At 37.1% G+C, this 25151-nt stretch carries 26 protein-coding genes and 1 other annotated feature; of the genes, 1 reads left to right on the plus strand and 25 read right to left on the minus strand.

The window, feature by feature from the left end; all coding sequences use genetic code 11:
* Positions 1 to 86: 86 nt before the first annotated feature.
* The 15 genes from VTHSUH11_RS08020 to VTHSUH11_RS08085 form a co-directional block, all read right to left on the minus strand.
* Entirely contained in the window at positions 87 to 467 is a 381-nt protein-coding gene (locus VTHSUH11_RS08020) for a glucosaminidase domain-containing protein (RefSeq protein ID WP_059362768.1), read from the minus strand.
* A 21-nt stretch (positions 468 to 488) separates the two neighbouring features.
* A complete protein-coding gene (gene smpB, locus VTHSUH11_RS08025; RefSeq protein ID WP_059362771.1) occupies positions 489 to 959 on the minus strand; it encodes an SsrA-binding protein SmpB in 471 nt (156 codons plus the stop codon).
* Positions 960 to 990: 31 nt separating this feature from the next.
* Positions 991 to 3321, minus strand: coding sequence for a ribonuclease R (gene rnr / locus VTHSUH11_RS08030; protein WP_105093284.1), 2331 nt, complete (start codon positions 3319 to 3321; stop codon positions 991 to 993).
* 77 nt (positions 3322 to 3398) lie between these two features.
* Positions 3399 to 3635: a preprotein translocase subunit SecG gene (gene secG, locus VTHSUH11_RS08035; RefSeq protein ID WP_059362925.1), complete on the minus strand. Its 237-nt coding sequence runs from the start codon at positions 3633 to 3635 to the stop codon at positions 3399 to 3401.
* A 5-nt stretch (positions 3636 to 3640) separates the two neighbouring features.
* Positions 3641 to 4309: an RNA polymerase sporulation sigma factor SigH gene (gene sigH / locus VTHSUH11_RS08040; RefSeq protein WP_105093285.1), complete on the minus strand. Its 669-nt coding sequence runs from the start codon at positions 4307 to 4309 to the stop codon at positions 3641 to 3643.
* Between the two features lie 128 nt (positions 4310 to 4437).
* Positions 4438 to 4974: an NYN domain-containing protein gene (locus tag VTHSUH11_RS08045; RefSeq protein WP_059362779.1), complete on the minus strand. Its 537-nt coding sequence runs from the start codon at positions 4972 to 4974 to the stop codon at positions 4438 to 4440.
* Between the two features lie 9 nt (positions 4975 to 4983).
* Positions 4984 to 5721: a 23S rRNA (guanosine(2251)-2'-O)-methyltransferase RlmB gene (gene rlmB, locus VTHSUH11_RS08050; RefSeq protein ID WP_105093286.1), complete on the minus strand. Its 738-nt coding sequence runs from the start codon at positions 5719 to 5721 to the stop codon at positions 4984 to 4986.
* The gene (locus VTHSUH11_RS08055) at positions 5714 to 6199 is read right to left on the minus strand and encodes a Mini-ribonuclease 3 (RefSeq protein ID WP_059362788.1); all 486 of its coding nucleotides are present in this window, start codon (positions 6197 to 6199) and stop codon (positions 5714 to 5716) included. The genes rlmB and VTHSUH11_RS08055 overlap by 8 nt, the downstream gene beginning before the upstream one ends.
* Positions 6189 to 7637 (minus strand): cysteine--tRNA ligase, encoded by a 1449-nt coding sequence (gene cysS, locus VTHSUH11_RS08060; protein ID WP_105093287.1) that lies wholly within the window; start codon positions 7635 to 7637, stop codon positions 6189 to 6191. The genes VTHSUH11_RS08055 and cysS overlap by 11 nt, the downstream gene beginning before the upstream one ends.
* A gap of 51 nt (positions 7638 to 7688) precedes the next feature.
* Positions 7689 to 7894 (minus strand) — a binding site (T-box leader).
* 361 nt (positions 7895 to 8255) lie between these two features.
* On the minus strand, positions 8256 to 9716 hold the full coding sequence (gltX, locus tag VTHSUH11_RS08065) for a glutamate--tRNA ligase (RefSeq protein ID WP_105093288.1): 1461 nt from the start codon (positions 9714 to 9716) through the stop codon (positions 8256 to 8258).
* Positions 9717 to 9718: 2 nt separating this feature from the next.
* Positions 9719 to 10891 carry a 2-C-methyl-D-erythritol 4-phosphate cytidylyltransferase gene (gene ispD, locus VTHSUH11_RS08070; protein WP_059362795.1) on the minus strand — a complete coding sequence of 391 codons (1173 nt, stop codon included), beginning with the start codon at positions 10889 to 10891 and terminating at the stop codon, positions 9719 to 9721.
* Complete coding sequence (locus tag VTHSUH11_RS08075; RefSeq protein WP_059362798.1) at positions 10884 to 12032, minus strand: PIN/TRAM domain-containing protein; 1149 nt, start codon at positions 12030 to 12032, stop codon at positions 10884 to 10886. Before VTHSUH11_RS08075 ends, ispD begins: the two co-directional genes overlap by 8 nt.
* A gap of 76 nt (positions 12033 to 12108) precedes the next feature.
* Positions 12109 to 13485 carry a DNA repair protein RadA gene (gene radA / locus VTHSUH11_RS08080; protein ID WP_105093289.1) on the minus strand — a complete coding sequence of 459 codons (1377 nt, stop codon included), beginning with the start codon at positions 13483 to 13485 and terminating at the stop codon, positions 12109 to 12111.
* 188 nt (positions 13486 to 13673) lie between these two features.
* Positions 13674 to 13811, minus strand: coding sequence for a UvrB/UvrC motif-containing protein (locus tag VTHSUH11_RS09655; RefSeq protein WP_146104614.1), 138 nt, complete (start codon positions 13809 to 13811; stop codon positions 13674 to 13676).
* 6 nt (positions 13812 to 13817) lie between these two features.
* The gene (locus VTHSUH11_RS08085; RefSeq protein WP_105093290.1) at positions 13818 to 14297 is read right to left on the minus strand and encodes a CtsR family transcriptional regulator; all 480 of its coding nucleotides are present in this window, start codon (positions 14295 to 14297) and stop codon (positions 13818 to 13820) included.
* Between the two features lie 253 nt (positions 14298 to 14550).
* Here VTHSUH11_RS08085 and VTHSUH11_RS08090 point away from each other — a divergent pair, with 253 nt between their 5' ends.
* On the plus strand, positions 14551 to 15057 hold the full coding sequence (locus tag VTHSUH11_RS08090; RefSeq protein ID WP_105093291.1) for an S-adenosylmethionine decarboxylase family protein: 507 nt from the start codon (positions 14551 to 14553) through the stop codon (positions 15055 to 15057).
* Between the two features lie 116 nt (positions 15058 to 15173).
* On the opposite strand, the gene VTHSUH11_RS08095 is transcribed toward VTHSUH11_RS08090, so the two are convergent.
* The 10 genes from VTHSUH11_RS08095 to groES all read right to left on the minus strand — a co-directional run bounded on the left by VTHSUH11_RS08095 (position 15174) and on the right by groES (position 25028).
* The gene (locus tag VTHSUH11_RS08095) at positions 15174 to 15857 is read right to left on the minus strand and encodes an HAD hydrolase-like protein (protein ID WP_059362817.1); all 684 of its coding nucleotides are present in this window, start codon (positions 15855 to 15857) and stop codon (positions 15174 to 15176) included.
* A 2-nt stretch (positions 15858 to 15859) separates the two neighbouring features.
* Positions 15860 to 16285 (minus strand): Fe-S cluster assembly sulfur transfer protein SufU, encoded by a 426-nt coding sequence (sufU, locus tag VTHSUH11_RS08100; protein ID WP_059362820.1) that lies wholly within the window; start codon positions 16283 to 16285, stop codon positions 15860 to 15862.
* A gap of 11 nt (positions 16286 to 16296) precedes the next feature.
* The gene (locus VTHSUH11_RS08105; RefSeq protein ID WP_105093292.1) at positions 16297 to 17526 is read right to left on the minus strand and encodes a SufS family cysteine desulfurase; all 1230 of its coding nucleotides are present in this window, start codon (positions 17524 to 17526) and stop codon (positions 16297 to 16299) included.
* Between the two features lie 12 nt (positions 17527 to 17538).
* Positions 17539 to 18585: a SufD family Fe-S cluster assembly protein gene (locus VTHSUH11_RS08110; RefSeq protein ID WP_105093293.1), complete on the minus strand. Its 1047-nt coding sequence runs from the start codon at positions 18583 to 18585 to the stop codon at positions 17539 to 17541.
* 9 nt (positions 18586 to 18594) lie between these two features.
* Positions 18595 to 20004: a Fe-S cluster assembly protein SufB gene (gene sufB, locus VTHSUH11_RS08115; protein ID WP_059362830.1), complete on the minus strand. Its 1410-nt coding sequence runs from the start codon at positions 20002 to 20004 to the stop codon at positions 18595 to 18597.
* Between the two features lie 8 nt (positions 20005 to 20012).
* Positions 20013 to 20756, minus strand: a complete 744-nt coding sequence (gene sufC / locus VTHSUH11_RS08120; protein WP_059362833.1) for a Fe-S cluster assembly ATPase SufC — start codon at positions 20754 to 20756, stop codon at positions 20013 to 20015.
* A gap of 277 nt (positions 20757 to 21033) precedes the next feature.
* Positions 21034 to 22290: a diaminopimelate decarboxylase family protein gene (locus VTHSUH11_RS08125; RefSeq protein WP_105093294.1), complete on the minus strand. Its 1257-nt coding sequence runs from the start codon at positions 22288 to 22290 to the stop codon at positions 21034 to 21036.
* Between the two features lie 54 nt (positions 22291 to 22344).
* Positions 22345 to 22761 (minus strand): DoxX family protein, encoded by a 417-nt coding sequence (locus tag VTHSUH11_RS08130; RefSeq protein ID WP_059362839.1) that lies wholly within the window; start codon positions 22759 to 22761, stop codon positions 22345 to 22347.
* A 247-nt stretch (positions 22762 to 23008) separates the two neighbouring features.
* Positions 23009 to 24634 carry a chaperonin GroEL gene (groL, locus tag VTHSUH11_RS08135; RefSeq protein WP_105093295.1) on the minus strand — a complete coding sequence of 542 codons (1626 nt, stop codon included), beginning with the start codon at positions 24632 to 24634 and terminating at the stop codon, positions 23009 to 23011.
* Between the two features lie 112 nt (positions 24635 to 24746).
* Positions 24747 to 25028 (minus strand): co-chaperone GroES, encoded by a 282-nt coding sequence (gene groES / locus VTHSUH11_RS08140; protein ID WP_059362846.1) that lies wholly within the window; start codon positions 25026 to 25028, stop codon positions 24747 to 24749.
* Between the last annotated feature and the right edge of the window lie 123 nt (positions 25029 to 25151).

Genomic DNA, 25151 nt, shown 5'->3' on the forward strand with positions numbered 1-25151 from the left:
TATGTGACATTTATCAACCTTCATTTAAATCAATAAGTTTACAATAACCATAAAAAACAGGGACTGAAAACAGTCCCATAAAATAGTTAAAAATTGATTGTATTAAAAACCTGTAATACAGATCCATAATAGGAATTAAAATCTGCTGTAAAATATCCGCCATTGTACAATGCATTGATATACGAATACAGAGATGTAGCATTCGTCATGCCATCCTCTCTATAATAGGTTAGATAATTACCAAAATAATTGGCAAAATCAACAAAATCAGTAAAATGTCTCCAACTACCATCTGATGCTGTAACACCGCCTAAATTATGGTGAGTGGCTTGTAGTTGAGATGTAAACCCACCAGTTTCAATGTACCATTGAGTATATATAAATTTAGGATCTACATGCACTCCGTTTTCAGCTGCTTTTTGAGCTGATATTTTTGCCAAACTATAAAAGTATTGATTAACTTCCACTAAACATCCTCCTATTATATATCAGTATTTTTGTTGTTCTTTCAAACGTTTAGCAATATCTCGTTTTGCATCTCGTTCCGCCATATCTTGGCGTTTATCGTATAACTTTTTACCTGTCACAAGGCCTACGGTTACCTTTACATATCCACGACTAAAATGAAAGTTCAAAGGAATTAGAGAGAATCCCTTTTCTTTCACTTGTTGGAATAATTTTTTAATTTCTGCTTTATGCATTAATAGCTTACGAGTTCGTTCAGGTTCGTGATTGAAGCGATTCCCTTGCTCATATGGGCTGATATGAACCCCATAGAGAAGCATTTCCCCCTTATCAATACGAATAAAGCTATCTTTAAGGTTCAATTTACCTTGTCGAATCGATTTGATTTCTGTTCCTGTCAATGCGATACCAGCCTCATAGGTTTCATGAATATTAAAATCATGACGTGCCTTGCGGTTATCAGCAATTAATGATGGAGCATCTTTCTTTGCCATAGTCACCTCACAATACTTTTAACATATATTCTTATCGTTTACGTTTTTTTACTTTCTTCTTAGAATCTTTACGACCCTTTTTAGATTTTTTCGGACCAGATATGTTAGAACGTTTATCTCTAGTTTTTGAAGATTTACTTTGGCCCTTGCCTCTTCGTTTTAATTGCTTTGAAATACCAGAACGCCCAAATGGTTTCTTTTCCCTAGCACCTACATAGCCTTCAGAATTTTTCATTATTTCCTGAATTCTCATGAGATTGTCTACTTCGCCTAGAACAAAGTCGATTTGACGCTTTTCTACATCGGCTTTCACCAGTGTAACCGTTACTGTATCACCCAAATGATAGATTTGACCAGTACGTTTACCGACGAGCAAGAAATGCTCTTCATCGTAAAAATAGTAATCATCAGTCATCATGTTCATATGGACAAGTCCATCTATACCATTATCTAGTTCTACGAACATTCCAAAGGACGTAATGCTAGAAATCTTGCCTTCAAAGACTTCGCCAATAAATGGAACCATGTATTGGGTTTTCTTTAAATCGACTGTGTCGCGCTCAGCAGCTACAGCCACTTGTTCACGTTCTGAAGAATGCACAGCAGCACGTTCTAAAAATTCTGTTTTAGTATCGCGGTTTGCATATCCATCAGGCCATCCCATATCAGCTTTTAATAAGCGATGTACCATGAGATCTGGATATCTTCTAATAGGCGATGTAAAGTGTGTGTAGCATTTCGAAGCCAACCCAAAATGACCTGCATTATCTATGCTATATTTAGCTTGTTGCATGGAACGCAATGTCATGATTTGTGCTACTTGTTCAACATCAGTTCCCTTAACAGCATCGAGAATTTGTTGGAACACACGAGGTTCCAATTCATCGAGTCGCAATCGAATATCTTGACCTAAATAATTGAGTACCTTTTGATACATACTCATCTTTTCTTCGCTCGGTGTTTCATGGATACGATATACACTCGTACGGTTTGTATTCTTTAGATGAGTAGCTACCGTTTCATTGGCGATAAGCATACATTCTTCAATAAGTCGTTCTGCTAATGTCCGGTCGCGACGTACAATGCGCAATGGTGTGCCTTCTGTATCTAAAAGCACCTTATATTCAGGGAAATCAAAATCCAATGCACCACGACGACGGCGCATATCATTTAAAGTTTTTGCGATGTCGGATAAATTGTGAATCATCGGCATAAGAGGTGCCAAGTCATCAGGAATAATATCTTCGGTTAATGCTTTATAAATCTCTTTATAACTGCAACGGCGATTCACATGGATGATAGATGGTTGAATCCGGTAATTAACAACCTTACCATTTGTATCAATTTCCATCATACAGGTCATGGCATACCGATCTTCGCCAGCGTTTAAGCTACAGATACCATTGGATAGTACCTCTGGTAACATGGGGATAACTCTGTCTACTAGATAGACAGATGTACCGCGTTTATAGGCCTCTCTATCGATAGCCTTTTGTGACAAAACATAATGGCTTACATCGGCAATATGTACACCTAATTCATAGTTACCATTATCGAGTTTACGACCACTTACGGCATCATCTAGGTCCTTTGCATCTTCTCCATCGATGGTAACCATTGGCACGTCGCGTAAATCCCAACGTTTAGGATCATCTGTAATGGTTGTGTTGATATGTTGACTCGCTTTCACAACCTCGTCTGGAAAAGAAAATGGCAAACTATAGTTAGCCATAATACAGTTAATATCGAGGCCTACGTCACCTTTATAGCCCAATACTTCTGTAATGACACCTTCTGGTTTCTTATCGCCTTCTGGCCATTTGATAATTTTTACAAGCACCTTAGCACCACTACGAGCATCTAAGGTATCATGTAAGTCAACGTAAATGTCTGTTCCCAATCGTTCATCATCAGGGATGACAAATCCAAAGGAATGCTGTCTGTCATAGGTGCCTACAACGGTTTCATTAGCCCGTTCTATGACTTCAGTCACTACGCCTTCACGTTTATGGTGTGAATCACTAGATGCAACAATGCGTACCCTAACCTTATCATTGTGCATAGCAGTTCCCTTATTTTGTTCAGCTATATATACATCTTCTTCATTAGGTGCCGTTATAACAAAGCCAAAAGATTTTCTATACCCCTTGTAAATGCCTTCAATGATTTCTGTATCGTTATTAAACGCATACACATCTCTACGGATAAAGCTTAGACGGCCTTCTTTTAATAGCTCTTTAGCCGCATCCATAAAGGCATCTAATTCACGACCGCCCTTAATATGACAATCCATAGCCGCATCCTCTATATGATATGTATGGGGATAAATAGATTTATAAAAAGCTAACACCTTTTCCTTCATACAAACACCTCCTTTATATATTATTTCGTATAAATTTCAAACTAAAAAAAGAAAAGCCTGCTAGGCAGGCTTTCAAATTAGTATTGGTTAATCATTGCCCCTAGAACTAAGCTCAACACAGCAAAGATAATACCTAAAAAGATTGTGCAACGAGCTAAAAACCCGTCTAAACCACGTGCTTTACCGCCGAATGAAGAATCAGCAGTACCAGATACAGCACCACCCATACCAGAACTTTTACTGGATTGAGCAATAACAACCACAATCAATAATACAGACACAATGATTTCTAAAACCATTAAAAAATTTGTCACAATAGTCATCCTTCCTGTGTAGAAACATCTAATACACGATGCTCTAAAAACTTCTCTAATTTACGTTTAACCCTTTGTAAAGCATTATCAATAGATTTGATACTGCGCTCAGTACCATTTGCCATTTCTTGATATGATTTACCGTCTAAATAACCTTCTAACACTTGCCACTCTAAATCACTTAAAATATGACCAATGTTTTTCTCTATATCATCTAATTCCTCTTGACTGATGATTAATTCCTCAGGATTTGTATTGCGTGCTGATGAAAGCATTTCTAACAAGGTCCGTTCGGATTCTTCTGTGTACACAGGCTTATTTAAAGAAATATAAGAATTTAGTGGTGCGTGCTTTTGACGCGTTGCAGATTTGATAGCCGTAATAATTTGCCTTGTAATACATAACTCTGCAAAGGCACGGAAAGAGGCTAATTTATCATGTCTAAAATCACGAGTAGCCTTATACAGACCAATCATGCCTTCTTGAATAATATCATCTCGATCGGCGCCTACGAGAAAATAGGTACGCGCTTTGGCACGTACAAAATTTTTATATTTATTGACTATATAGTCGATTGCAAACTCATTTTGCTCTTGTTGAGCTATGACCACAACTTGCTCATCGGTCATTTCCTTGAAATTGTAATCGGACTGGCGCATATGAATATTGTTCATAGGTCCTCCATACAATCACATATTGTAGAAATACCAATATATGTTATTATACTTGAATTATATATGTTCTGCAATATTTATGAATTAGAAACTAATTCTCATCACTGCGTTATGTCTATCTGTACTACTTATTTAGTACCTCTACGTATGGCTTCTAATTTTTCAGCCACATCGGGAGCTAAATGGTCATATACTTCATTTCTTCTAAGTACCATTTGATCACGGTGATGCTTATGAGTATATTGTAATCGTTCCTCTTGTTTAGCAAGACGCACATCATTTTGCAACTCTCTTGCAGGTATCCTAAGGCCACCAGAACCTAATATTTGATTCTGTTCGGCACCATCAGATGTTACAACATACACATTTGTATACTTGCCCTTACGCAAGAATACCTCTCGTTCAATAAAGGAATCTGCCGTTTCACCATCATCAGTATAAACTTCTATAAACCCTTTTGTTATCTCTTCAATGCTCGCTATTGATTTAGTATATTTACCATCAAAAACAAGAATGACTTCATAACCTTTAAATTTACCATAGTTTAGTAACAGATTACGCAATTCCATACGTGCGTGTTCCAAGGATTCATTAGCCAAATTTTTTAAACTTTGCCATGCGAAGATGACATTATATCCATCAACGATTAATATATCCTTTAACATAGAGCACCTCTATTTTGCCTTTATAGTCCGTTGACGAACTGCTTCATACATAAGAATAGCTGCCGCTACAGATGCATTTAAGGAATTCAAATTACCATACATAGGAATAGTAACTAGGAAATCACAAGCTTCCTTTACAACGCGACTAATTCCCTTGCCTTCATTTCCGATAACAAGAACTGTAGGTATTGTTAAATCAGCTTCATATAAGGTACGGTCACCTTCCATATGCGCCCCAAGAACCCAAAAGCCTTGTTTTTGCAACTGTTTAATCGTTTGAGCTACATTGCCCACTTGGACGAGTGGAATTTGCTCTACTGCACCAGCTGATGTTTTAGCGACTGTAGCATTGATAGGTGCATTATGGCGTTTTGGAATCAATACGGCTGTAGCCCCCACGCATTCAGCGGTACGAATAATAGCCCCCATGTTATGGGGATCTTCTACACCATCTGTCAGAATAAGTAATGGGGTCTCTTGATTAGATTCTTGTAGCACTTCGCCAAGTTCTTTAAACTCTACCGCATTTACAAAGGCAATTACACCTTGATGTGGTACGTCTGTTTCATAGCGATTCATTTGCTTAATAGGCGTAGGGCGTATCTCAACCCCCTTCGATTTTGCAAGGCCTACAATATCTGACAAACCCGTTTTAACCTTATCTTCACTAACTAAAATCCGTTGTATTGAGCGTCCTGCTTTTAATGCTTCTTTTACGGCATTTCTGCCTACAATATAATTATCCATGTGAAAGTCCTCTTAATGTAATAGAATAGGCCTCTTGCATTAACTCGTTAAGGCGGTCTTGCTGACCTGATTCATATAAGAACCCAAGGACTGCTTCAAAGGCTGTACTATTTCGGTATTCTCGAACGGAGCTGCTTTTAGGTACATTCACATTACTATTGCGAGCTCGCCTAGCAATAGTTTGTTCATCTTCTGTAAGAATCGATTCCAATTGTTCAAATGCCTTAGACTGTGATTTTGCGCAAATAAACTCGGTAACTAGAGTATGTAAAACCTGTACCTTAGAAATACTCATTTCTACCACACGTTGTCTAATATACATGGAATAAACAGCATCACCAATATATGCCAACATGACAGCATCTGAAGCTATCACTTCAGATGCTGATTTAGGTACAAAAGAGCTATGCTCTGTATCCAAAAGTATTAATTTTTTAATGGCTTCTTGTTTCAAGAATTGAAATTGTTTAAATTTCACGCTTTTTCCACCGTGCTCCTGTTGGAGAATCCTCAATAGTAATGCCAATTTCCGCTAATCGATCACGAATGCAATCCGCAAGAGCCCATTGCTTTTGTTCACGGCATGCTTGACGAACAGAGAGAATAACATCCATCAATTGTTCGTATTCTGCTGCGTCAGCACCAGTATTACCTTCCCAAGCTTTTTCTAATACGCCAATGACCTCTGTCATAAATTTGAAGATACGTTTTACCTCTGCGATAGCATCTTGGCAAACAACACCTTCTCTACCTGTTACAACTTGATAGTAAATATTAATTTCCTTAGCAAGACCAAACATACTAGATGTAGCTAATGCAGTGTTGAAATCATCACTCATTGCAGTTTCAAATTCTTCTTCATATACTTTAGCCTGTTCTAATAAACGTTCTGCATCTTCACAAGAACCAGGCTCACATTTTTCAAGGTATAATAAATTTTCAATAGCTGTATTAAGACGTTCTAAGGATTTATTAGCTTCTTCTAATCGTTCATCAGAGAAATCCAATGGGCTACGATAATGTGTGCTTAATAAGAAATAACGCAATGCATCTGGACTATATTGTTCTAAAATGTCTTTCACTAAGAAGAAATTATTCAAAGATTTAGACATTTTTTCGGAATTAATAGTAATAAAACCATTATGTAACCAGTATTTTACAGATGGATGATGTCCAGAACAACCTTCGGATTGAGCAATTTCATTTTCATGATGAGGGAATATTAAGTCACTGCCACCGCCATGGAAATCAAACTCTTCTCCTAAATATTTTTGGCTCATAGCGGAACATTCAATATGCCAACCCGGACGACCATTGCCCCAAGGACTTTCCCAGAATGGTTCGCCTGGTTTGGCAGATTTCCAAAGCGCAAAGTCCATAGGATTCTTTTTACGGCCATCGACTTCGATACGGGCACCAGCCTCCATATCATCTAAGGTACGGCCAGATAATTCACCATAATGCTCGAATCTTTCAACGCTGAAATACACGTCGCCATCTAACTCATAGGCATAGCCCTTTTCAATAAGGGTTGCAATCATTTTAATGATATCAGGAATATGTGTAGATACACGTGGATATACGTCAGCACGCTCCACACCAAGTGCATCCATGACTTCAAAGTAGCTATCAATATAGCGATTAGCAATTACGTCCCACGCTACGCCTTCACCATTAGATGTATTAATGATTTTATCATCTACATCGGTAAAATTTTGTACATAAGTCACTTTATATCCTACATGCTTCATGTAGCGACGGATTACGTCCCAAGTTACGAAAGGACGAGCATTGCCAATGTGAGGATGATTATATGGTGTTACGCCACATACATACATCTTCGCTTCACCTGGCGTTACTGGAGTAAACACCTCTTTTTGGCGCGTCATTGTATTATAAACTGTAATTTCTCTCATCGTTACCGATGCCTCCATGTCCTATAAAATAAAAAAAGACCTCTCATCTCATACAGAGACGATGGTCCGCGGTTCCACTCTGTTAGGTATCACAAAAATACCCACTCAACGCATAACGGCGCGTGACCGGACAAACCTACCTATAATCGGAATGCCAGCTCATGAATGCATTTCGTCTACCTATCCTTAAACCCTTTCACCATCGGTTCTCGCTAAAAAGTTAGTCGTAGAGTACTTCTTTCAATCTCTGCTGTTAATGTATAACCTCTATTTAGATATGAAATAATTTTACCAATAATGCTAAAGAATGTCAATAATTACAAGAAAAATCCCTATTCTTCTCCCCCATATATACGCCCATATAGCAACTGTATGAAACATATATTAAGTTATGAGAATAGAGATTTTATCACTCGATATGTTTGATAGCAATTATCAAATATATCGAGTGTAGACAGATTAGAAATATTGGTAATTAAGCATACTCTAATTTGTCTTGATTATCATGTTTTCTGCAAATGCCTGCGAAGATAGAACCTGTAAAGTTCTATAGAATATATACAAGAAAGGCTCTCACAACAAAATCGTGAGAGCCTTTGAATAGACATAATATAATGATTATTTAGTTAGCGCACTTACATTGTCTAAGTTATGTAAGCATTTCTCTTTACCTAGTAAGGTAACGATATTATTCAAATCTGGGCCATGCATTTGACCTGTTAAAGCCACGCGAATTGGCATGAATACAAATTTACCCTTCAAAGCAGTTTCTTTCATAACGGCCTTAATAGTTGTTTTTACGACCTCTGGTGTAATCTCATCAAGTTCAGCCAATGCATTGCGGAAAGCATTAAGAACAGTTGGTGCAGTTTCTTCGTTCAATACAGCACGCAATTCTTCTTCATGACCTTCTTCGAGGAATACTGTTTCCCCCATGAACATACCAACATGGTCCTTAATTTGAGCACCATAGCTAATATGATCACGGAATGTAGTGCATAGCAATGTCAATCGATCGATATCTTGTTGGTTCATGCTATCTGGAGCAAGGCCAACCTCTTTTAAATGAGGTAAGCAAAGATGGAATAATTCTTCATCGCTCAAATTCTTCATGTAATGGAAGTTGATATGATTCAATTTATCGATATCAAATACGGCTGGATTTTTTGCTACACGATCCATGGAGAACGCTTGAATCAATTCATCTTGTGTGAAGAATTCCTCTTCCCCTTCTGGAGCCCATCCAAGAAGTGCTAAGAAGTTTACAAGTGCTTCTGGTAAATAGCCCAATTGTTTATATTGTTCAACAGATGTAGCACCATGACGCTTGGACATTTTCTTGTAATCTTTACCGAGAATCAAGGAAATGTGACCAAAAACCGGCACATCCCAGCCAAGGGCTTCGTAGATGGCCATCTGGCGTGGTGTGTTAGATAAATGTTCTTCTGCACGAATTACATGAGTGATTTTCATCATGTGATCGTCCATAACAACGGCAAAGTTATATACAGGAATACCATCAGATTTAACGATAACGAAATCACCTACACCATTGGATTCGAAGGACACATGACCACGAACCATATCATCGAATGCATAGGTTTTATTCAATGGTACACGAAGGCGAATTGTCGGTTTTCTACCTTCTGCACGGTATTTTTCTTTTTCTTCTTCTGATAAATGGCAGCAATGACCATTGTATTTAGGAGTTTCACCGCGTTCCATTTGGGCTTGACGAACTTCATCTAGTTCTTCAGCGGAGCAGAAACATTCATAAGCTTTATCTTCATCAAGTAAACGTTGTGTTACTTCTTTATATAAATCAAGACGTTCTGTTTGACGATACGGGCCATTTTCACCACCTACATCAACACCTTCATCCCAATTCATACCAAGCCATTGTAAAGAAGCTTTGATATTTTCTTCACTTTCACGTGTGGAACGTGCCAAATCAGTATCTTCAATGCGCAATACAAATGTGCCTTCTTCCTTACGTGCTAATAGCCAGTTAAATAGAGCGGATCGAGCCCCGCCAATATGAAATGGACCTGTTGGACTTGGTGCAAAACGTACCTTCATAATTAAACCTCTCCTTCATATACGGAAACTACCGCCTGTGCTGCAATACCTTCACGACGCCCGATAGCGCCCAGCATTTCATTGGTAGTAGCTTTAATACTAATGCGATCTAATGGGATATCTAAAACGGCCTGTAAATTCGCCTTCATCGTATCGATGTGAGGTTTTAATTTTGGTGTTTCAGAAATAACCATAATATCTATATTATAGGCTTCTAAGCCTTGTTCTTTCAACAGGGAATTAACATGTTTTAATAAAATCATGCTAGAAATCCCTTTATAAGCATCATCTTCTGGTGGAAAATAATAGCCGATATCCTTTAAACCAGCAGCACCAAGTAAGGCATCCATCAACGCATGAATCAATACATCTGCATCGGAATGACCGTCTGGACCAATGGGTGATTCAATATGAACACCGCCCAAAATGCAAGGACGCCCTTCCTTTAGTTGGTGGATATCATAACCATAACCTACACGCATACGTTGCTCCTTAATGCCTAAATATCGTTTAGCTACCGCTATATCGTTTGGTGTGGTAACCTTGATGTTCTCATAATCACCATCCAAAATATACACATCTTTGCCAATATACTCAACTAAGGACACATCATCCGTTCCCAAATAAGCATCACGCTTAGCCGTTTCCTGAGCCTCTTTGAATATATCTTTTAGAAAACCTTGTGGCGTTTGAATATTCATCAACTCATTGCGATTCAAGGTTTCTAAAACCTGTCCATCGATATCAACACGCTTAATAGTATCTGTAGATGGTACACCAATAGTTACTGCACCATGAATGCGAGCACCTTCAATTACAGATTGAAACAACTCAGGCTTTGCTAAAGGACGGGCCCCATCATGAACGAGAATGATATCTGTATCATCACTAACAGCCTGTAAACCTGCATATACAGAATCTTGCCGTTCTTTGCCCCCCTTAATTATTTGTATCGATTTTGAAAGTTGTAATGATTCAATATGTTGATTCATGTAGGATGCTTCACCATCAGCAACAACAAGTATTACTTCATCAATATCCTTGACTTGATTAATATGACTTAACGTCCACTGAATAATTGATTTAGAACCGAGTTTAATAAATATTTTATTCTCCTCATGTCCCATGCGACGACCAGCTCCAGCAGCAAGAACGATACAACTAACCTTACTCATGCTTACCTCCATCAACACGTGCGAAGATCATGCGTCCTGCACTTGTTTGCAAAATAGATGTAACCATAACCTCTACCTCTTGTCCCACATAAGGGCGACCATCTTCAACAACGATCATAGTACCATCATCTAAGTATGCCACTCCTTGTTGTACTTCTTTACCTTCTTTCATCACTTGAACGCGAATCCATTCACCGGCAATGAGGACTGGCTTTAATACATTAGCTAATTCATTTAGATTTAAAACCTTAATTCCTTGTACACGGGCAACTTTGTTTAGATTAAAATCGTTAGTCATTAGTTTCCATTGTTTTTCTAAGGCTAAACGCATGAGTTTTGAGTCAACCTCTTGTAAGTCATCGTAATCATCCTCTACAATTTCAATAGTTACCACCTTGGCATCTTGCATCTCTTTCAAAATATCTAAACCACGACGTCCCCGATTTCGTTTCATTGCATCTGCAGAGTCAGAAATAATTTGCAATTCATTTAATACAAATAGAGGTACCACTAATGGACCTTCAATGAAGCCTGTAGCACATAAGTCCTTGATTCTCCCATCGATGATAACAGATGTATCAAGCAGTTTAGAGCTTCCATTATTATCGCTTGCCTTATTGGAACCAAACACCTTAAAGCCTTTTGATTTTTTTGTGCTTAATTCGCCACGTTTCCATTGTCTCATATAATTCAAGTACATTTCAGGTCCTTTTCGGGCCATTAATCGCACACCGCTATAACCAAAAATGGCACTCAAAATGATGGAAATATACGGACCTATAATAGGAACTTGATTAAATGCTACACCAATTAAATTAGCAATAATAAGACCAAATAATAAACCAATGGTGCCTGCAATTAACTCTTGATTAGGAATATGGGTCAATACACGTTCCAATCGTCTCGCAATAACTAAACCTTGTTTTAAAATAAAAGACGACACAAAATAGCCGATTATAATACCTAAAATTGTACCCACCACAACTACAGCAATTCGCGCTACTGTTAGCGACATATCACCAAAACTTGCAAAGTGCGTTACTAAATAGGGATCAATAATAGGGGCTAAATTGTCCATGCCTACGTATGCAGCCGTCCCAATAAGGATGGCAATAACATACCGTAAAATGCCATAAATCATGGCAACACCTCCTTTAATACTATAAGAGTTTATATTGTATGAATTAGCCTTCTATGAATTATAGAGTGATGTACTATTATGAAAATACGAGCTGCATAGCCTGTGCAATAGACGTAACGCCACGAACTTGAATAGAATCATCATTATGTTTAATTTGTTTATAATTTCCATCTGGAATTATAAACTTTGTAAAACCTAATTTCTTCGCTTCATTAATCCGTTGTTCAATACGAGGAATGCTTCGTACATTACCAGTCAAGCCCACCTCACCAAGAATAATCATATCATGAGGAACCACACGATTTTTAAGATTAGAAACAATAGCTACCGCCATCGATAAATCACAGGCTGGTTCATTAACCTTCAAACCACCTATAACGTTGACGTATACATCCTTATTGCCAAGTGTAAAACCACATCGTTTCTCCAATACGGCTAATAAGACGATTAAACGGTTCAAATCATAACCTATAGCAGTACGTCTTGGCATTCCAAAAGCAGTAGTAGCTACTAAACTTTGAACCTCTACCAAAATTGGCCGTACACCTTCTAGATAAATCATGACGGCGCTACCACTTTCATCATCAGAACGCTCTGCTAATAAAGCTGCCGATGGATTAGCAAGCTCTGTTAAACCATCTTCAATCATCGTAAAAATCCCTGTTTCTGAAGTTGATCCAAAACGATTCTTAATGGCCCGTAAAATGCGGAACTGATAAGAACGTTCGCCTTCAAAATAAAGTACAACGTCTACCATATGTTCGAGCATACGAGGACCAGCTATATTGCCTTCCTTTGTCACATGTCCAATGATAATAGTCGGTATATTCTGTTCCTTACAAAATCGCAATAAACGAGATGTACATTCCCTAACCTGGCTAACACTACCTGGTGCAGCTTCAATATCAGCAGTATACATTGTCTGAATTGAATCTATAACCAATAAAGATGGACTTTGTTCTAATGCGACCTCAAGAATATGGTCTAAGTCGGTATCAGCTATAACATGTAGACGATTGCTATTGATATGTAATCTCTCAGCTCGCAACTTTAACTGTAGTTGCGATTCTTCACCAGACGCATACAATACAGTACCAACTGTATCGGCCACAGTTTGTGATACTTGTAAGAGTAATGTAGATTTACCAATACCAGGATCTCCACCTAATAGCATTAAAGCACCAGGAACAATACCTCCACCAAGAACTCGATCAATTTCCTTGTACGTTGTTGGAATTCTTGACACAGCAGACATCTCAATATCCGGTAAAGCTACAGGTTTTGTTGTATTTTTTCCTACACCACGTGCGGTCGGCGTACGACTATGTTTTGTTTCCTTTACCACTTCTTCCACAAGTGTATTCCATTCACCGCATTGAGGGCATTTGCCCATCCACTTAGCAGATTCTGCGCCACAATTATTACAAAAGAAAACGGTTTTAACCTTTGCCATACAACCCCCATGAGTAAAAAAGGTCATGAATGATAATTCACTCATGACCTTATATGCATAATTTATACTACGGTCAACTATTATCACTAATAGTATACCATTTTGACATTATATTTTATATAACAGTCTATCAGAAAACGATATTTATTCTCTTTTATTTAAAAGTTGATACAATAATTTGATCACCTTCAATATCTGCTTTGATTGTAGAACCGTTCTAGTGCTTTGATTCTATCTTTAAATTGAGCTGCTTCCTCTAAGTTCTCATTGCCTATAGCCATTTCTAGTTGATGCCGTAATTGTTTGATTTCATAATCACATTTTATATGACATCACTCCTTCCGTAATGTCTCTATCATGGAAGCGTATAGATTTCTTATGGCATCATTTCTAGATTCATAATCTACATGTTCAATAATACTAGCAAATGCATTATGCATCATTTGGGCCTCACGCTTTGTCATTTTATTGTCTTGTAAAAGTTGGAATAAAGATTGATCAACATCACGTAAATCAATCAAACGCTCTACTCGATTAGGTCCTTCATAAATACGATATGTCGTAACAGCAGGTACCATATCAGATGACTCTGGCTCTAATTTACGAATTAAAATATAGCCACCTAAGCCACGTCTTGACTCAACGTCAAATCCACGTTCATTGGAAAAACGTGTACTCAATACATAGCTAATCTGTGAAGGTGCACAATCTAACTCATCGGCCAACTCATTTCGTTTTAAAATTAAATTTTCTTGTTCTTCTCTTAATTTATTAAGAATAAATTTTTCTATTTTATCAGCTATAACACTCATAATAACACCTCTTTATCTCTTTGTCTTTTTGTTCTTTCAATATAAGTTTATTATATTTGACTATTTGACCATTGTCAAATAATAAGCCAAATATATTGGGTCTTTTATTTGACTAATCGCTAAATAACTATCTCTAGTACTTAATTAATTCTATCTATAAGAATACATAAATCTGTCTATGAATGGACTAATATATAAATTCAATGTATAATAGTTAAGATATATTATGATGTATACGAAAGAAGGTGCTACAATGGCAGATGCATTAGGTCATCAATTATTACTAGATTTATATTCTTGCAATGAAGAATCTCTCTCTTCCGCTGCAACTGTACAGGAAAGCGTAGCGGCTGCATTTGAATTAGCTGATGTAGAATTAAACGAAATAGACTATCAAGTTATGGATGACGAAATTATCGTATTAGCTATTGCAAAGCAATTTCATTTTACATTGCATGCTTATTCAGAATTAGGCTATGTAGCAGTTGATTTATTCTCCTTCAATCGTGCTCTTCCACTTACAAAATTTATGAAATCCTTACGCCAGTCCTTTGGCTCTGAAAAGGTAAAAGCTACTACCGTACAACGTGGTGACTTTGGCAACGAACGTGATATGAAACCTCGTCGTAAAACAAAGATCACTACATTAGGTCGTGTATTCCGCACACGTATCCAATTAAAACAAACAGGTGGTAAACTAAAAAAACAAAGTGCTAAGGTAATTAAATCCTTAGCTAAAAAAAGCGGATTAAAAAAATAATATACAAAAGGCCTGGTTCAAAATGAACAAGACCTTTTACTATGAAAAAAGCTAGAGAAAACTCTCTAGCTTTTTATTTATGAATCTTTATATAGTATGACTATGTAAGATATAGACTATCTACGAATAAGCATTTCCTCTAAATCTAAAGTCATAACGATATCATCGGTATCTTCACATAGATACTCTGCATTGGCTTCGATTAATTCTTTTTCTGTACCATAACCATATGTGACACCAATAGAAATACAACCTAATTCATTACCTGATACCACATCGTATTTTCTATCTCCTACCATATATACAAGACGACGCCCTGTATCATCTGTTAATGGATTGCCGCATAAGTCAATCGCTTTTTGAAGAATCTCTTTCTTATGAATCAATCCTTCTTTATGATTAGCACCAACTATTACATCAAAATATGGCGTAATAGAGAAATGGTCTAAAATTTCTCGAGCATATATTTCTGGTTTAGCCGTAGCCAAAGCAACTGTATAATGCTCATTTTTCACCTTTGCTAACAAATCAATAATATTTGGATATAATTGATTTTCAAACTTACCAATAGTGCCGTATCGTTCACCGAATTTCTTATATACTTCTTCAGCTTGCTCTATAGTCATCCCACAATATTGTTGTAAGGAATCTACAATAGGTGGTCCAAGAAATAATAATTGTGTTTCATATGGTGGTATATCATAACCAAAAGCTTCTAAAGCGAACTCAAGACTTTTTAAAATGCCTTCTTTAGAATCAGTTAGAGTACCATCAAGATCAAAAATTATAGTCTTATTCATAATTATTTCTTCAATGCCTCTTTTAATGTATGCCATGCCAATACTGCACATTTTACCCGAGCCGGCATATTAGAGATATTTTGTAAAGCCATAGCATCTTCTAAATCTTCAAGTTCAGATTCATCAGTTACGTCTTTTTTAATCATACCTAAGAATAATTCTACTAAACGCAACGCTTCTTCTACGGGTTTACCTTTGATAATATCAATCATCATAGATGCAGATGCTTGACTGATTGCACAGCCAGAACCAGTATAGGCAGCATCTTTAATGATACCGTCTTTCACATCAATTTGTAGTGTTAAGTCATCACCACAACTTGGATTGTGTCCGTGCTCGGAAGCGGTAAACTCACTTAATTCACGTTTATTACGTTTATCTTGGTTATGTTCCAAAATAAGTTCCGTATACAATTGATCCATTTCCATATGAATGTCTCCTAATCTTTAAAGCCCATTACTGAACGGACAGTCTTTAATACTTCTAAGAATGCATCTAAATCTTCTTTACGGGTGTACAAGTACATGCTAAGGCGTGTTGAAGCAGCTACCTTAAAGAATGCTCCCAATGGTTGTGCACAGTGATGACCAGAACGCACACAAATGCCTTTAGAATCCAAGATAGTTGCCACATCATGAGGATGTACGTCATCAATGGTGAAAGCAATAACACCATGTTTCTCTCTTGGATTAGAACTACCTAGTACTTGTACATGTGGAATTTCAAGCATCTTAGGTAATACATAAGATACTAAACTTTCTTCATGAGCCTCGATAGCATCCATACCAAAAGATTCTAAATAATCAATCGCTGCATGTAAGGACACTGCACCATGAGCATTTGGTGTACCAGCTTCAAATTTATATGGCAATTCATTAAATGTAGTAGATTGTTCTTTTACATATTCAATCATATCGCCACCAAGTAAGAATGGTGGCATTTTTTCCAATAATGCACGTTTACCATATAGTACACCAATACCTTGTGATGCACACATTTTATGACCGGAGAATACAAAGAAATCACAATCTAATGCCTGTACATCTACCTTCATATGAGGCGTAGATTGAGCACCATCAAGAACGACAACAGCACCTACTGAATGAGCCTTAGCAATTAGTTCTTTCACAGGAAATTCCATACCAAGTACATTACTCACATGAGCAAAGGCCACAATTTTAGTGCTTTCATCGATTTTATCAATCTCACCATCTTTCAAATGGCCAGAATCATCTAAGTACATATACTCAAGGGTAGCACCTGTTTTCTCAGCCACATATTGCCATGTAACAAGGTTTGCATGATGTTCTGCAACAGTTATAACGATTTTATCGCCTTCTGAAAGAAAATTAGCACCATAACTATGAGCAATGAGATTCATAGATTCAGTTGTATTACGGGTAAATATAACCTCTTCTCGTTCACGAGCATTGATAAATTCCACAACGCGATCACGAGCATTTTCATAAGCTTCAGATGCTTCAATAGCGAGAATATGAGATCCACGATGCGGATTACCATTATGATGAAGCATATGATCTGTAAGGCGACTGATTACCATTTGAGGAATTTGTGTAGTAGCACCACTATCTAAATACACCAAGCGATGCCCATTATGCTCCTTCTGTAAAATAGGAAAATCTTTATATGCTTCTGTAATAGGTCTCATACTAATTCCTCTTTAAATTTTATTACGCACTGCAGTCAATGCGGCTTTCTCAATCACTTCATCACCAATTCTATCAATAATTGGACGAATCATAGATTCTACGATGATATGTTTAGCTTCTACCTCACTAAAGCCACGGCTCATGAGATAGAACAATTTATTTTGATCAATTTGTCCTGCACTAGCGGCATGATTCCCCACTACATTATCTTCTTTACATAATAATAAAGGTAAAGAAATAGATTTTACAGTAGGATCTAACAATAAACATGTGTCTTCTTCAGCACCTTCTGAGGCAACAGCACCACGAAGGAAGTCCAATGTACCACGGAAGGATTTTTTTGCAGTATCGCTCAAAGCACCTAAAGTATGGATATCACTGAAGGATTTTTTACCACCATGACTCATAAGCATAGCAATATCGAATTTTTGCTCTTTATTACCTAAATAAGCAATATCATGTACGATTTTACTAGATTGACCTTGTAAATCATGCTCATAATGCAAGAAGTTTTCTTTACCACCAATTTCAACATTGATATATTCAACATCTGCATTATCTTCAAGTTTAGTATAGCGATGTTCGATATGTTGAATCGTATCGTCTAAAAGATTTACTTTTTTAACGACAACCTTAGCATTCGCTTTTACATCATATTCATTAAAATATTGAACATTTGTTGTATTTGCTAAACCGCCATCTAAGAAGAATTGAACCTCAAGGTTTGCCCCTTCTTCTACGATAAATTGGAAACGACTTGCAATACGTGCGCCTGCATCAATACGAATACCTACTATTTCATTAGCATTAGCAGGTACATGTACAGCATAACCTTCTGCACTATTCACTAATTGTGTTAATGCAACATCATTTGCACCTTTATAATTTGGATTTATCAAAGCTGTACCAGTTGATAATTCACTTATAATCGCATCATTACCTTTTACCAATACAGATTTAGTTTCTTCAGATTCTCCCAAAAGACTTGCTGGAGTATGGTTTACACGCAACCATCTAAAGGTAGGTCTAGGAAGTTCATTAAATAATAATTCGCTCATAGTACCTCCTTAACCGATAGAACCTTCTAATTCAAGATTGATTAGATTATTCATTTCTACTGCGTATTCCAATGGCAATTCTTTAGAAATTGGTTCTACGAATCCACGAACAAGCATAGCACGAGCTTCTTCTTCACTAATACCACGCGTCATAAGGTAGAAAATAGCTTCATCGGAAATGCGACCAATTTTAGCTTCATGACCTAAATCGACATTATCATTTTCTACAATGATAGCTGGAATTGTATCGGATTGAGAAATCTCATCTAACATCAAAGATTCACAAGATACAGTCGCTTTTGCATGTTCTGCTTTAGGACCAATTTTCAAAAGGCCACGGTAAATAGCAGCACCACCAGATTTGGAGATAGATTTAGAATTTACATTACTTGTTGTATATGGTGCATTGTGAACCACCTTACAGCCCGTATCAAGGAACTGACCTTCCCCAGCGAAAGTTACGCCTGTAAATTCAGCATGAGCGCCCTCACCATTAAGAATACTCATTGGATACAAGCAAGATACACGAGAACCAAAGGAACCAGATACCCACTCGATAGTACCACCCTTACCTACAACACAACGTTTTGTATTGAGGTTATACATGTTCTTAGACCAGTTTTCAATTGTAGAATAACGCAATGTAGCATTATCTTTAACGAACAATTCAACTGCGCCTGCATGAAGATTAGATACATCATATTTAGGAGCAGAACAACCTTCGATAAAGTGAACCTTTGCACCTTCTTCTACAATGATCATAGTGTGTTCGAACTGGCCAGCACCTGGTGCATTCAAACGGAAATAGGATTGCAAAGGAATATCCACTTGTACGCCTGCCGGAACATATACAAAGGAACCACCAGACCATACGGCGCCATGAAGAGCAGCCCATTTGTGATCAGTAGGTGGAATCAATGTCATCCAATATTTTTTTACAATTTCTTCATGCTCATGAAGAGCTGTTTCGATATCTGTATAAATAACACCTTGTTTTACAAGGTCTTCTTGTATACTGTGATATACAACTTCAGAGTCGTATTGAGCGCCTACACCAGCAAGAGATGTTTTCTCTGCTTCAGGAATACCAAGACGATCAAAAGTACTCTTAATATCCTCAGGAACTTCGTCCCAATTTTCTTTCATATCTACTTTTGGCTTAACATAGGTATAAATATTTTCCATATCTAAGCCAGAAATATCTGGAATCCAATTAGGAATTTCCATGCGATTATAAATCTCTAAGGATTTCAAACGGAAGTCAAGCATCCATTCAGGTTCATTTTTATTAGCCCAAATTTCACGGATAATTTCTTCTGTTAAACCAGCATCAGCAATATAGGAATATTCAAAATTATTCTTTATATCATAGACGCCACGGTCCATATCCGCAACTTGGGTTTTCTTTCTTTCTTCCATGTTGCCTCCTATGCTAATGCTTTGTATGCGTCGTAACCTTTTTCTTCAATTTCACGAACCAAAGAAGCATCACCAGTCTTAACGATTTTACCGTTGATCAAAACATGTACAAAATCAGGTTTTAATTTTTGTAAAATTTGATTGTGGTGAGTAATGATTAATACTGCGTTGTCTTCATTGTGGAATCGATTAACACCTTCGGAAACGATACGAACTGCATCGACATCAAGACCGGAGTCAGTTTCGTCAAGAATTGCCAATTTAGGATTTAAAATGGCCATTTGAAGAATTTCATTTTTCTTGCGTTCACCACCGGAGAAACCTTCATTTACATAACGTTGTGCGTAAGATGTATCAAAGGATAATTCATCCATTTTTTCTTTCAATTCTTTTTTGAAAGCTAAGGCACGTACATTTTCACCTGTAATAGTGGATTTAGCCGTACGAATAAAGTTTTCTACTGTAATACCAGGTACAGAAATTGGATGTTGGAAAGACATGAAAATACCCGCTTTTGCACGATCATTTACAGCATCTTCCGTAATATCATTACCGTCAAATACAATAGAACCTTTATCAACTGTGTACAATGGGTTACCCATGATAGCATTTGCCAATGTAGACTTACCAGCACCATTTGTACCCATTACAACGTGAACTTCACCTTTATTTATTGTCAAATCAATGCCCTTAAGGATTTTTTTATCTTCTACGGACACCTCTAAATCTTTTATCTGAAGTAATTCAGCCAAAATATTTCACTCCTTCGTATCAGCAATACTGATTTAAGATTAAAACTTTATATTCACATAGAAAAACGGCGGTACGCACAAAGCTGACACCGCCGTATTATCTCGCCACTTTAGCAAGTATGTGCATAACAATCTACACTCATTATACATTCTTCTCTAAATGATAGCAAGATATTCCTACTAAAATATACAGGAATTAAAAGAATATCAAGTATTACATATATTGATACGTTTTTATTGGTATTCATTCTCATCTATTTTAATTCTCAATATTAAATTACAGATTAGAAAAATCTAAGGTACTAAACAAATCATCATATGTTTCAGCACGACGAATTTGAGTCACAGAACCATCTTTGTGTAATAGCAACTCTGCTGATCGTAATTTACCATTATAGTTGAAGCCCATGGAATGACCATGTGCACCCGTATCATGGATGATAATTCGATCCCCCATATCGATTTTAGGTAATTCCCGTTGGATAGCAAATTTATCGTTGTTTTCACATAAAGAGCCAGTAACATCATATACATGATCCTTAGGCGCATTTTCTTTCCCCATTACAGTGATGTGATGATAAGAACCATACAATGCAGGGCGCATCAAATCAGCCATACAAGAATCAAGACCAATATAATGACGATAAATATCCTTTTTATGAATAGCTGTGGAAACAAGATAACCAAACGGACCTGTTACCATACGGCCACATTCATAAGCTAAAGCAACGTCATTAAGACCATTGGCTACGAGGATAGAATCATATACTTCATGAACACGTTTACTCAATACTTCAAAATCTACAGGTGTTTGCTCTGGTTTGTACGCCACACCTACCCCACCACCAAGATCAATGAAATCTACGGTGATACCGAGTTCTTTTTTTATATCGACAGCAAGGTTAAAACAAATTTCTGCGGTCCCTACCAAGCCTTCAACATCAAGCTCATTAGATACAACCATCGTATGAATCCCAAAGTGTTTTACGTCTTTATCTTGTAATATTTTATAGGCCTCAAATACTTGGTCGCGAGTCATACCATATTTGGCCTCTTCAGGAATACCAATAATTGTATTGCCACCTTCTTTTAAGGAACCTGGATTATAACGTACACAGAATGTATCAGGTAAAGAACCGTGATTCTTTTCTAAGTATTCAATATGTGTAATATCATCAAGATTAATAATAGCACCCAGTTCTAGTGCTTTTTTATATTCTACATATGGTGTGTCATTCGATGTAAACATAATATCCTGGCCAGTAATGCCTACTTTTTCACAGAGCATTAACTCTGCCAAGGATGAGCAATCCGCACCAACTCCAAGATTTTGTAACAAACGCATAATATATGGATTTGGTGTTGCTTTTACAGCGAAGTATTGTTTAAACCCTTTATTCCAAGAAAAAGCAGAAATAAAGCGTTTCATATTGTCTACAATACCTTCTTCATCATAGATATGAAATGGTGTTGGATATTGGGCTATAATTGCCTCTAGTTGTTCAGATGTAAACGGAACAGTTTTTGTATTCATAATACCCTCTCTGCATAAATAAAGACCCATCAAAATGATGAGCCTATATCCTAATTATTTAAATAAAGCTTTATCTAAGCTAAAACGACCAGCCCCAGCAAAGAACAACATAATCGCACCAAAGCCCATTTGAGATGGATAGTCCCAACCGAAGAAATTTCCGCTCAAATGTAAGAGTGTAGCCGTTGCCAATGTACCAATCAGCATTAGAGAACCTATACGCGTAAATAGGCCAAGTGCTACGAGAATACCACCCACCATTTCAGCAAAAGCTGCTATAGTTCCTAGTATTTCATAACCACCAGTTACGCCAAGAGGTGCTAACATAGCCCCAACATTATATAGTCCTTGAGATCCACCTAGCCATTTTAAATAACCATGGTAGAACATAGATGCGCCTATTGCTAAACGATAGAATAATAAGCCAAAATTAATATAATTAGGTTTACTTTTAAATAAAAAGTTCAACATAGTATCACCTCTACAGTATATAGATAATTTTCGATGTAATTATTATAAACCGAACAACAACACCTGTCAAACTAAGACTCATTCAAATTCTATAGAATTATACCACAATGTACATACAAAAGCAATTTATCTCTACCTATATAAACCATTCTCATACTATAAAAATATTCCTAATGAACCTGAGAATAAACCATTCTTGATTCATTAGGAATATTATGATGCTTAAATTTTAATTTTTAGCGATTGATTACATCATGCCGCCCATGCCGCCCATTGGAGGCATAGCAGGAACTGCAGCATTTTCTTCTACTTTATCAGCTACGATAGTTTCTGTAGTCAATACAAGAGATGCGATGGATGCAGCGTTTTGAAGAGCAGAACGAGTAACTTTTGCTGGGTCAACGATACCAGCTTTTACCATGTCGATATATTCTTCAGTCAATGCGTTGAAGCCGATGCCAGCATCAGTATTTTTTACTTTTTCTACTACAACAGAACCTTCAAGACCAGCATTATAAGCAATTTGACGAACTGGTTCTTCAACAGCACGTTTTACAAGGTTGATACCTGTTTGAACATCACCAGTAGCTTCCAATGTATCCAATGCAGGAATGATATCGATGAAAGTAGTACCACCACCAGCTACAATACCTTCTTCTACTGCAGCGCGAGTTGCATTCAATGCGTCTTCGATGCGAAGTTTTTTATCTTTCATTTCAACTTCTGTAGCAGCACCTACTTCGATAACTGCAACACCACCGGACAATTTAGCAAGGCGCTCTTGTAATTTTTCACGGTCGAATTCAGAAGTAGTTTCTTCAACTTGTGCACGGATTTGGCTAACGCGTTTAGCAATAACATCTTTATCACCTACACCATCGATGATAGTTGTTTCGTCTTTGGTGATGCGAATTTGACGAGCTGTACCAAGATCAGTAAGTTCTACGGAATCAAGTTTACGGCCCATATCTTCAGTAATTACAGTACCACCAGTCAAGATAGCAATATCTTCAAGCATAGCTTTACGACGGTCACCAAAGCCAGGAGCTTTAACAGCTACAGCTTTGAATGTGCCACGCAAACGGTTTACTACTAATGTAGCCAATGCTTCGCCTTCTACATCTTCAGCAATGATAAGAAGTTCTTTACCTACTTTTACCACTTTTTCAAGTGTAGGCAACATGTCAGCAATAGCGCTGATTTTACGGTCAGTAATCAAGATATATGGGTTGTCCATAACAGCTTCCATGCGGTCAGGATCAGTTACCATGTAAGGGGAAATGTAACCACGGTCGAATTGCATACCTTCTACTACGTTTAATGCAGTTTGTAAGCCTTTGGATTCTTCTACAGTAATAACGCCATCGTTACCAACTTTTTCCATAGCTTCAGCAATTAAGCCACCGATTTCTTCGTCAGCAGCGGATACGCTAGCAACTTGAGCAATTTCAGCTTTACCAGAAACTTTGATGGAGCGTTTTTTAATTTCTTCCACCAAAGTTTTTACTGCTGTTTCAATACCTTTTTTCAAGATCATTGGGTTAGCACCAGCTGCTACATTGCGCATACCTTCTTGAATCATAGCTTGAGCCAATACTGTTGCAGTAGTAGTACCATCACCTGCTACATCGTTAGTTTTAGTAGCAACTTCTTTTACTAATTGTGCACCCATGTTTTCAAATGGATCTGGAAGTTCGATATCACGAGCAATAGTTACACCATCATTTGTGATTGTTGGAGAACCGAATTTTTTATCCAATACAACATTACGACCTTTAGGTCCCAATGTAACCTTTACAGCATTTGCTAATTGGTCAACGCCACGACCCAATGCGCGACGAGCTTCTTCATTAAACAAGATTTCCTTTGCCATATGTATTACCTCCTAGATAGTATCACTATCCAATGTAACGAAATATATGTGCCCTTAGGCAATATAGAATGTATCATTAGTTTTTATAGTCATTATGACTACAAATTAGCAATTATAATACTGCTAAGATATCGCGTTCGCTAATAATCAAGTGAGTAGCGCCATCGATTTCTAATTCGCTACCAGCATATTTTGCAAACATAACAGTGTCGCCAACTTTAACCTCTGGAGCTACACGTTGACCATTGTCATATACTTTACCAGCACCTACAGCTACAACTACACCTTCTTGAGGTTTTTCTTTTGCTGTATCTGGAAGGAAAATACCACTTTTAGTTTTTTCTTCTTTTGCTTCTAAACGGATAATAACGCGATCAGCTAATGGTTTTAACATATGATGTCACTCCTTATATATCATTCATTATTTGTTAGCACTCAACAACATCGAGTGCTAATTACAAGTATTATTATAACCGATGGTAAAATAATTGCAAGCATTATTTTTGATTTTTTGACT

It is taken from the genome of Veillonella tobetsuensis (genome assembly GCF_002959935.1).
Lineage (GTDB): Bacteria > Bacillota > Negativicutes > Veillonellales > Veillonellaceae > Veillonella > Veillonella tobetsuensis.

Excerpts from the sequence above, each read along its gene's own strand:
- smpB (WP_059362771.1), bottom strand. The coding sequence starts at position 959 with ATGGCAAAGAAAGATGCTCCATCATTAATTGCTGATAACCGCAAGGCA.
- rnr (WP_105093284.1), bottom strand. The coding sequence starts at position 3,321 with ATGAAGGAAAAGGTGTTAGCTTTTTATAAATCTATTTATCCCCATACA.
- sigH (WP_105093285.1), bottom strand. The coding sequence starts at position 4,309 with ATGAACAATATTCATATGCGCCAGTCCGATTACAATTTCAAGGAAATG.
- VTHSUH11_RS08045 (WP_059362779.1), bottom strand. The coding sequence starts at position 4,974 with ATGTTAAAGGATATATTAATCGTTGATGGATATAATGTCATCTTCGCA.
- rlmB (WP_105093286.1), bottom strand. The coding sequence starts at position 5,721 with ATGGATAATTATATTGTAGGCAGAAATGCCGTAAAAGAAGCATTAAAA.
- cysS (WP_105093287.1), bottom strand. The coding sequence starts at position 7,637 with ATGAGAGAAATTACAGTTTATAATACAATGACGCGCCAAAAAGAGGTG.
- gltX (WP_105093288.1), bottom strand. The coding sequence starts at position 9,716 with ATGAAGGTACGTTTTGCACCAAGTCCAACAGGTCCATTTCATATTGGC.
- ispD (WP_059362795.1), bottom strand. The coding sequence starts at position 10,891 with ATGAGTAAGGTTAGTTGTATCGTTCTTGCTGCTGGAGCTGGTCGTCGC.
- VTHSUH11_RS08075 (WP_059362798.1), bottom strand. The coding sequence starts at position 12,032 with ATGATTTATGGCATTTTACGGTATGTTATTGCCATCCTTATTGGGACG.
- radA (WP_105093289.1), bottom strand. The coding sequence starts at position 13,485 with ATGGCAAAGGTTAAAACCGTTTTCTTTTGTAATAATTGTGGCGCAGAA.
- VTHSUH11_RS08085 (WP_105093290.1), bottom strand. The coding sequence starts at position 14,297 with ATGAGTGTTATAGCTGATAAAATAGAAAAATTTATTCTTAATAAATTA.
- VTHSUH11_RS08090 (WP_105093291.1), top strand. The coding sequence starts at position 14,551 with ATGGCAGATGCATTAGGTCATCAATTATTACTAGATTTATATTCTTGC.
- VTHSUH11_RS08095 (WP_059362817.1), bottom strand. The coding sequence starts at position 15,857 with ATGAATAAGACTATAATTTTTGATCTTGATGGTACTCTAACTGATTCT.
- sufU (WP_059362820.1), bottom strand. The coding sequence starts at position 16,285 with ATGGAAATGGATCAATTGTATACGGAACTTATTTTGGAACATAACCAA.
- VTHSUH11_RS08105 (WP_105093292.1), bottom strand. The coding sequence starts at position 17,526 with ATGAGACCTATTACAGAAGCATATAAAGATTTTCCTATTTTACAGAAG.
- VTHSUH11_RS08110 (WP_105093293.1), bottom strand. The coding sequence starts at position 18,585 with ATGAGCGAATTATTATTTAATGAACTTCCTAGACCTACCTTTAGATGG.
- sufB (WP_059362830.1), bottom strand. The coding sequence starts at position 20,004 with ATGGAAGAAAGAAAGAAAACCCAAGTTGCGGATATGGACCGTGGCGTC.
- VTHSUH11_RS08125 (WP_105093294.1), bottom strand. The coding sequence starts at position 22,290 with ATGAATACAAAAACTGTTCCGTTTACATCTGAACAACTAGAGGCAATT.
- VTHSUH11_RS08130 (WP_059362839.1), bottom strand. The coding sequence starts at position 22,761 with ATGTTGAACTTTTTATTTAAAAGTAAACCTAATTATATTAATTTTGGC.
- groL (WP_105093295.1), bottom strand. The coding sequence starts at position 24,634 with ATGGCAAAGGAAATCTTGTTTAATGAAGAAGCTCGTCGCGCATTGGGT.
- groES (WP_059362846.1), bottom strand. The coding sequence starts at position 25,028 with ATGTTAAAACCATTAGCTGATCGCGTTATTATCCGTTTAGAAGCAAAA.